Source organism: Kitasatospora sp. NPDC007106, assembly GCF_040634455.1.
In the GTDB taxonomy this organism is placed as follows: domain Bacteria; phylum Actinomycetota; class Actinomycetes; order Streptomycetales; family Streptomycetaceae; genus Kitasatospora; species Kitasatospora arboriphila.
Genome location: NZ_JBEYFP010000507.1, coordinates 1 through 4,324 on the forward strand (window position 1 = coordinate 1; position 4,324 = coordinate 4,324).

Here is a 4,324-nt window from a genome sequence, read left to right on the forward strand (position 1 = left end):
GCGCCGGCGCCGTGCACCAGCAGGGTCCGGCCGCGCCGCACCCCGAGCCGGTCGAGGGCGGACCGCACACCCGCCGCGGTGACGGGCAGCAGCGCCGCCTCGGCCCAGGGCAGGGCGGCGGGCCGGTGCGCCACCCGGTCGGCGTCGGCGGCGGCGTACTCGGCGCAGGCGCCGGACGGGCAGTGCCCGAGCACCTCGTCGCCGACCTCCAGGCCGTAGGTGCCCGGGCCGAGCTGCACCACCACCCCGGCGAACTCCGTGCCCGGCACCCCGGCCGGCGCACCGTCGGCCGGCGGCAGTCCGGCGGCCTCCACCCGGACGAGGACCTGCCCGGGTCCGGCCCGCGGCACCGCCGTCTCGACGGTCCGCGGGGCGCCGGCCGCAGCGCCCGGCCCCGGGTACTCCAGCGCCCGCACCGGCCACCTCCCGCTCCCGTGCCCGCTCCCGTCCGCGTGCCCGGCGAGCCGCGCCGGGCGGGTGCTTAGTCACATTTATGCTGATCTGCGGGGTAATGGACCGCATGTCGCACGGACCGGGGCGTACGGACAGGGAGTGGATGGGTGGCCCAGCTGTCGCTGCTGTTCCTGGTGCTCCTCGCGTCCGTGGTGACGATGCCGCTCGCCCGCCGCATCCACGTGCCGCAGCCGGTGCTCATGACACTGCTCGGCCTGGCCATGGCGCTCGTCCCGCAGATCCCCAACGTGCGGGTCGACCCGGACTTCATCCTGCCGCTGGTGCTGCCCCCGCTGATCTTCGCGGTGGCCCGCCGCTCCTCCGTGCGCTACTTCCGGGCCAACGTCCGGCCGATCCTGCTGCTGGCGGTCGCCCTGGTCGCCGTCACCACGACCGTGGTGGCAGCCGTCTTCCAGTGGCGGGTGCCCGGTCTGCCGCTCGCCGCGGCGGTGGCGCTCGGCGCGCTCGTCTCGCCGCCCGACCCGGTGGCGGCGGTCGCGGTGGCCGGCTCGATCGGCCTGCCGCGCCGCCTGGTCGCGGTGCTGGAGGGCGAGGGCCTGTTCAACGACGTCACCGCGATCGTCATCTACTCGCTGGCCATCGAGGCGGTGGTCAGCGGCCACTTCTCCGGCGCGGACGCGGCGCTGCGGCTGGTGCTGTCCGCGGTGGTCGCGGTCGTCCTCGGGATCGCCCTGGGCTGGCTGAACACCTGGCTGGCCGGCCGCCTCGACGACCCCACCCAGCAGGTCGCGCTCAACCTGCTCGTCCCGTTCGCCGCCTACACCCTCGCCGAGGAGGCGCACGGCTCCGGCGTGCTCGCCGTGGTGGTCTGCGCGCTGTACCTCGCCGACCGGGCCGCCGACGCGGACGACGTGTCCTTCCGGCTGGTCGGCAACGCCTTCTGGGAGATCGTCGAGATCCTGATCACCGGGGTGGCCTTCGGCCTGATCGGCCTGGAGCTGAGCACCGTGCTGGCCGACGTCCGCTCCAGCTGGCACGGCATGCTCGGCGACACCGCCTGGGTGATCGCCGCGGTGGTGCTCGTCCGGCTGCTGTGGCTGCTGCCCGCCGCCTGGATCTCCGAGCGGCTCACCCACGGCGAGGAGGACACCCCGATCAGCTGGCGCGAGACCGTGGTGCTCTGGTGGTCCGGGATGCGCGGGGTCGCCACCGTGGCGCTCGCCCTCGCGGTGCCGCTCACCGTGCACGGCGGCGGGGCCTTCCCGGCCCGCAGCGAGATCGTCTTCGTGGCCTTCTGCGTGGTGCTCTTCACCCTCCTGGTGCAGGGGCTCTCGCTGCCCTGGCTGGTGCGGCTGCTCGCCCTGCGCGACCACCCCGACGTCCACGACGAGGCGCTGCGGGTGCTGCGCTGGCGGGCCGCGAAGGCCGGACTGCGCCGACTGGAGGAACTGGAGGAGGAGCGCCGGCTGCCCGTCGAACTCGTCGACCGGCTCCGCGAACGCCAGCACGACCGGCTCGCCCGGCTCTACCCCGAGCGGTACGAGGAGGACGAGGCCGCCGAGGCCAAGCGCCGCCTCGCCCGCTGGCGGCAGGCGGCCGAGGTCGAGCAGGAGATGATCGCCGCCTCCCGCCGGGAGGTGCTGACGGCCCGTGGGGAGCCGGGCAGCGACCCCGGGATGGCCGACCGGGTGCTGCGCGAGCTCGACCTCCGCTCGGCGCGCAAGTGAGCAGGCCGGCCGGGGATAGGCTGGCCGCGGGCAAGGCCGTCAACGGAGTCGGCGCCAAGCACCACGCTGCCGCCGGACCTCGCGCTACCCTCCCGCCGGGCCCCGCAGGTAACGCATCCGGATGATTCAAGGAGCAACCGATGTCGGAGAACCGCCCCGGCTCTCGCATCCCCCTGGACCGAACCCCCCAGTGGGCCGCGCTGGCCAAGCACCGCGAGGAGCTGGGCGAGCAGCACCTGCGCGGGCTGTTCGACGCCGACCCCGAGCGCGGCAGCCGGTACACCCTGACCGTCGGCGACCTGCACGTCGACTACTCCAAGCAGCTGGTGACCGACGAGACGCTCGCCCTGCTGCGCGACCTCGCCGGCGCCACCGGCGTCGCCGCCCTGCGGGACGCCATGTTCCGCGGCGAGAAGATCAACATCACCGAGGACCGCGCCGTCCTGCACACCGCGCTGCGCGCCCCGCGCGACGCCGTGGTCGAGGTCGACGGCGAGAACGTCGTCCCCGCCGTGCACGCGGTGCTCGACAAGATGGCCGCCTTCGCCGACCGCGTCCGCAGCGGCGAGTGGACGGGCCACACCGGCAAGCGGATCCGCACCGTCGTCAACATCGGCATCGGCGGCTCCGACCTCGGCCCGGCCATGGCCTACGAGGTGCTGCGCTCCTTCACCGACCGCGGCATCGACGTCCGCTTCGTCTCCAACGTGGACGGCGCCGACCTGAACGAGGCGCTGGTCGGCGCGGACGCCGAGGAGACGCTGTTCATCGTCGCGTCGAAGACCTTCACCACCATCGAGACCGTCACCAACGCCGTCTCCGCGAAGAACTGGCTGCTCACCGAGCTGCGCGCGGACACCGACGCGGTCGCCAAGCACTTCGTCGCGCTCTCCACCAACGCGCAGGGCGTCGCCGACTTCGGCATCGACACCGCCAACATGTTCGAGTTCTGGGACTGGGTGGGCGGCCGCTACTCCTACGACTCCGCCATCGGCCTCTCGCTGATGATCGCCGTCGGCCCGGAGCAGTTCCGCGAGATGCTGGACGGCTTCCACCTGGTCGACGAGCACTTCCGCACCGCCCCGCCGGAGCAGAACGTCCCGCTGCTGCTCGGCCTGCTCGGCGTCTGGTACGGCGCGTTCTTCGACGCCCAGTCGCACGCGGTGCTGCCCTACTCGCACTACCTCTCCAAGTTCACCGCCTACCTGCAGCAGCTGGACATGGAGTCCAACGGCAAGTCGGTGGACCGCGAGGGCAACCCGGTGACCTGGCAGACCGGCCCGGTCGTCTGGGGCACCCCCGGCACCAACGGCCAGCACGCCTACTACCAGCTGCTGCACCAGGGCACCAAGGTGATCCCGGCCGACTTCATCGGCTTCGCCAAGCCGGTCGAGGGCCTGCTGCCCGGCCTGGTCGCCCAGCACGACCTGCTGATGGCCAACTTCTTCGCCCAGACCCAGGCGCTGGCCTTCGGCAAGACCGCCGAGGAGGTCGCGGCCGAGGGCGTGCCGGCCGAGCTGGTGCCGCACAAGACCTTCCGCGGCAACCACCCCACCACCACCGTGCTGGCCGCCGAGCTCACCCCGTCGGTGCTCGGCCAGCTGGTCGCGCTCTACGAGCACAAGGTGTTCGTCCAGGGCGCGATCTGGAACATCGACTCCTTCGACCAGTGGGGCGTCGAGCTGGGCAAGGTGCTGGCCAAGCGGATCGAGCCGGTGCTGCTCACCGGTGAGGGCGCCGAGAAGCTGGACAGCTCCACCGCCGAGCTGGTCGCGCGCTACCGCGCGCTGCGCGGCCGCTGAGCCCGCGGACGGCGGGGCCGTCCCGGTATCGGGGCGGCCCCGCTGCCGTGTCAGCACCCTGACGGTCGGTCAGCGGCCCGCCGTCCAGCAGTTCGGGCAGCCGCCGGGCAGGTTCGACGGGCAGCAGGACGAGGGCGGCGAGGTCGGCCCGGCCGAGGCGTGCGGCGATCCGGTGGCGGTCGCCGGGCCCGGCGGCACCGGTGTGCGGCGGAGCTCCGCGGACCGGGGGAGCAGGGCCAGCAGCACGATCAGCGCCGCCCCGCCCAGCACCGCCAGGGTCACCAGCAGCCGGTGGCGCCACACCGCGATCCGGTGCGCGCGCAGCGCGGACGCCTCCAGGCCCTCGAGCTCGGCGCGGAGCCACTCCTCCCAGCCCGGCGG

At 73.9% G+C, this 4,324-nt stretch carries 3 protein-coding genes and 1 pseudogene; 2 read left to right on the forward strand and 2 right to left on the reverse strand.

What is annotated here, in order from left to right; all coding sequences use genetic code 11:
• Positions 1 to 416: alcohol dehydrogenase catalytic domain-containing protein (locus ABZ641_RS27175; RefSeq protein ID WP_359985794.1), on the reverse strand; the 416-nt coding region annotated here is incomplete at its 3' end.
• Positions 417 to 560: 144 nt separating this feature from the next.
• Here ABZ641_RS27175 and ABZ641_RS27180 point away from each other — a divergent pair.
• Positions 561 to 2,141, forward strand: coding sequence for a Na+/H+ antiporter (locus ABZ641_RS27180; RefSeq protein ID WP_344627636.1), 1,581 nt, complete (start codon positions 561 to 563; stop codon positions 2,139 to 2,141).
• A gap of 140 nt (positions 2,142 to 2,281) precedes the next feature.
• Entirely contained in the window at positions 2,282 to 3,943 is a 1,662-nt protein-coding gene (pgi, locus tag ABZ641_RS27185) for a glucose-6-phosphate isomerase (RefSeq protein ID WP_344627637.1), read from the forward strand.
• Between the two features lie 69 nt (positions 3,944 to 4,012).
• Here pgi and ABZ641_RS27190 read toward each other — a convergent pair.
• Positions 4,013 to 4,324 (reverse strand): annotated as a pseudogene (locus tag ABZ641_RS27190) (hypothetical protein); the annotation flags it as partial.

Coding starts and splice junctions, on each gene's coding strand:
- pgi (WP_344627637.1), top strand. CDS start 2,282: ATGTCGGAGAACCGCCCCGGCTCTCGCATCCCCCTGGACCGAACCCCC.